The organism is Achromobacter arsenitoxydans SY8, from assembly GCF_000236785.1.
In the GTDB taxonomy this organism is placed as follows: domain Bacteria; phylum Pseudomonadota; class Gammaproteobacteria; order Burkholderiales; family Burkholderiaceae_B; genus Achromobacter; species Achromobacter arsenitoxydans.
Genome location: NZ_AGUF01000093.1, coordinates 1 through 3368, shown reverse-complemented (window position 1 = coordinate 3368; position 3368 = coordinate 1). Strand labels below are relative to the sequence as shown.

2 protein-coding genes are annotated in these 3368 nt (G+C 64.8%); both read right to left on the bottom strand.

Features of this window, described 5'->3' with window-relative positions; genetic code table 11:
- Window positions 1–895, bottom strand: an 895-nt coding sequence (locus KYC_RS27415; RefSeq protein WP_274428677.1) for an ESPR-type extended signal peptide-containing protein, incomplete at its 3' end; no start/stop codon positions are given.
- A 296-nt stretch (window positions 896–1191) separates the two neighbouring features.
- On the bottom strand, window positions 1192–3368 hold a 2177-nt coding region (locus KYC_RS27410), incomplete at its 5' end, for a YadA family autotransporter adhesin (RefSeq protein ID WP_008168706.1).

Genomic DNA, 3368 nt, shown 5'->3' with positions numbered 1-3368 from the left:
CCCCCTGGCTCGACACAAGACCCTGCAGACTGCCGATGGCCGTCGAATTGCCCGCCATGGTCTGGTTGGTCGCAAACAACTGCGACCCGTTCACCGCTTCCTGGCTTCCCGCATTGAGCGCACCCGCCCTCAGCCCGGTCAAGGTGCGCGCACCGGCCGTGCCCGTCAAATCGACCAGCGTGCCGTCCAGGCTCTTGGCCACCGTGATGTTGCGCGACCCGGCATCCTGGCGCACCAGCCCCTGCGTGCCGTTGTTCAGTGCGTTCGTCAGATTGACGAGGTCGCCCGTGTTCTTGATCACGCGGCCATCCATCGCCGTGATCGACGACGTATTGCCCGTCACCCGGCCGTCCAGGCTGGTGATGGCAGTGGTATTGCCCGCCACATTCTGATTGGTGGCATACAGCTGCGAACCATTGACCGCATCCTGGCTGCCCACTGACAGCGCGCCAGGAGCCAGCTGCGTGATCTTGTTGCCGTTCATCTCGACGATGTTCAGCATGGAGATGCCGTTAATCGCCTTCAGCTCCAGCGAGCCGTCGGCATACCCCGAAACGCGCGCCGTCGCGGCATTGAACCCCACCGCGCCCCCGTCAGTCCCCGCATTGTTCAAAGAGAACGTAAGCCCTGTAGCGGCACAATTCAGAGATTGGAAAACACCCCCCGAGCCTGCGGAACTGCCCGTCGTGAGCGTCGGATCGCAAAGCTGCAGGCCCGAGCCCGCCCCCCACGAGACTGGCGAAAACGCCAAAGCGCCAAATCCGCCCAAAACAATAGCGGCCGCTGGCGCAGCGCGGCGCGAACGGCCAGGTTTGCTGCGCGAACGCGCGGTTTCGGCGACCGCAACCCACATTTGGGAGACGGCATTCCAGACGAGAGAAAAAATGTGGTTCATAGATCCTCTTACATCAGCTCGCAAGTACGCAGCGTCGATCACCACGAAAACGGTCTGAACCGAAAACTTTCGTGCAACGTGCTGTTCAGTACGATTTGTGATGCGGCAGAATATAGAGAACCCGCCCTCATCCGAACATAAGAAGATTCTTAAATCTGACCCGTCCGACTTTTTAGTTTCTTGGCACATCTATCGCCGCGAATCCCGGCGCCTCTTGAATCGCGCGTCCCGGACTCGCAATGCAGCAACCGCCAGGGGCGGGAACACCGGACGAATTCGGCTCCCGCCCCGGCGCCTTACCACTGCAGCGAAGCGCCCACGCCTGCCGTCGCACCGCTCGCGCTCATGCCCACGCCGGCCTTCAGCTTGATGCGGTCACTCACACGGGCCGATGCGCCCACCGCCACAGCCTGATATCCCCGATACGTCGCCACGCCCGCGCCCAGCGCGAACTTCTTGCCGTGGTCCACATCCGGAATCATGGTCAGCGCCGTGCTCGCCGCAATACCCGAGTAGGCGTTGCGCGCCACATCGTTCACTGCGCGGTTCGTCTGCGACAGACGGTTGTCCAACTGGCTCAGGCCATCGCGATTGCTTTGCATGTTGCGATCCAGCGAACTCACCGCATCGCCTACGTTGCCGTACGTCTGGCCATCAACCTGATACGACGGGCCCGTCACCACACCGGTGGCCGCATCCACACTGGCCCCGCCGCCCAGGCCCGCGACTACCGGCGCCAGCTGGCCGACGTTCACCGCATCGGTCTGCTGCGTGCCCGCCGCCACATTCGTCACCTGCCGTTCAGCGCCTTGCGCGCCCATCGACACCGTATTCGCACGATCCGCAACCGAGCCCGCGCCCAGCGCAACGCTGTTGCTCGCCGTCGCCGACGCGTTCGAACCGATCGCCACGCTTCGGGTGCCCTCGCCCACCATGGCCGCATCGCTGCCGTCGCCCGCGCCATCAACCTTGACGTAGGCGCTGGCCGCGCTCATGCCATTCACCTGCTGCGCCATCGCGTAGATCTGGCTGCCGTTCACCGCATCCGTGCTGTCCGCCGAGATCACGCCATCGGCCAGGCCCGTCACCTTGCGCGCGCCGTCCGTGCCGTTCATGTCCACCAGATTGCCGCCCAGCTCAGCGGCAACCGTGATGGCGCCCGTCGCAGCGTTGTGCTTGACCAGTTCGGGTTCCGCGCTGTTCTGCACGGACATCACGCGCTCATAATTCGTCTGCATCTGCGTCACCCGGTTGTCCAGCCCGGTCACCGCGTCGCCTACCGAGTGGTAGACCGTTCCTCCCACGCTGTAGGACGGCGCCGAGATCGAACCATCCAGGTTGACGACCGATCCGCCGCCCAGCGCGCCCGCAACCGAGCTGCTCACCGCATGAAGCTGGCTGCCGTTCACCGCTTGCAGGCTGCCGGCCGCGACAACTCCGTCGGCCACGCCGTCGAGCTGGCGAGCGCCCGCCGTGCCGGTGAAGTCCACCAGGCCGCCGTCCTGCTCCTTGCCCACGGTCAGGACGCGCGAGACCTCATCCTGCTTGACCAGGCCCATGGCGCCCATGTTGATGCTGGCCGTCAGGTTGTTCAGGTTCGTGGTGTTCTGCGCCACCAGCCCGTCCAGCGTGTTCAACGCCTCCGTGTTCGCCAGCACGTTCTGGTTGGTTGCGTACAGCTGCGAACCGTTCACCGCTTCCAGGCTGGACGCATTGAGCGCACCGGCCTTCACGCCGGCCAGCGTGCGCGCACCGGCCGTGCCCGTCAGGTCCACCAGGGTGCCGTCCAGATCCTTCGCCACCGTGATATTGCGCGACACGGCGTCCTGGCGCACCAGCCCCGCGTCACCGCTGTTCAGCGAGTTCGTCAGATTGACGATGTCGCCTTCGTTCTGCGTCACCCGGCCGTCGATCGCCGTGATCGACGTGGTGTTGCTCGTGACCCGGCCGTCCAGGTTGCTGATGGCCAGGGTATTGCCCGCCACGTTCTGGTTGGTCGCGTACAGCTGCGAACCGTTCACCGCTTCCAGGCTGGACGCATTGAGCGTGCCCGCCTTCACACCTTCCAGGGTGCGCGCACCGGCCGTGCCCGTCAGATCCACCAGCGTGCCGTCCAGATCCTTGGCAACCGTGATGTTGCGCGACACGGCATCCTGGCGCACCAGCCCTTGCGTGCCGTTGTTCAGCGAGTCCGTCAGGTTGACGATATCGCCCGCGTTCTGCGTCACGCGGCCGTCGATCGACGTGATCGACGTGGTGTTGCTCGTGACCCGGCCATCCAGGTTGCTGATGGCCGTCGTGTTGCCCGCCACGTTCTGGTTGGTCGCATACAGCTGCGAACCGTTCACCGCCTGCAGGCTGGACGCATTGAGCGCGCCCGCCTGCACGCCGTCCAGCGTGCGTGCACCGGCCGTGCCCGTCAGATCCACCAGCGTACCGTCCGTATCCTTGGCCACCGTGATGTTGCGCGACA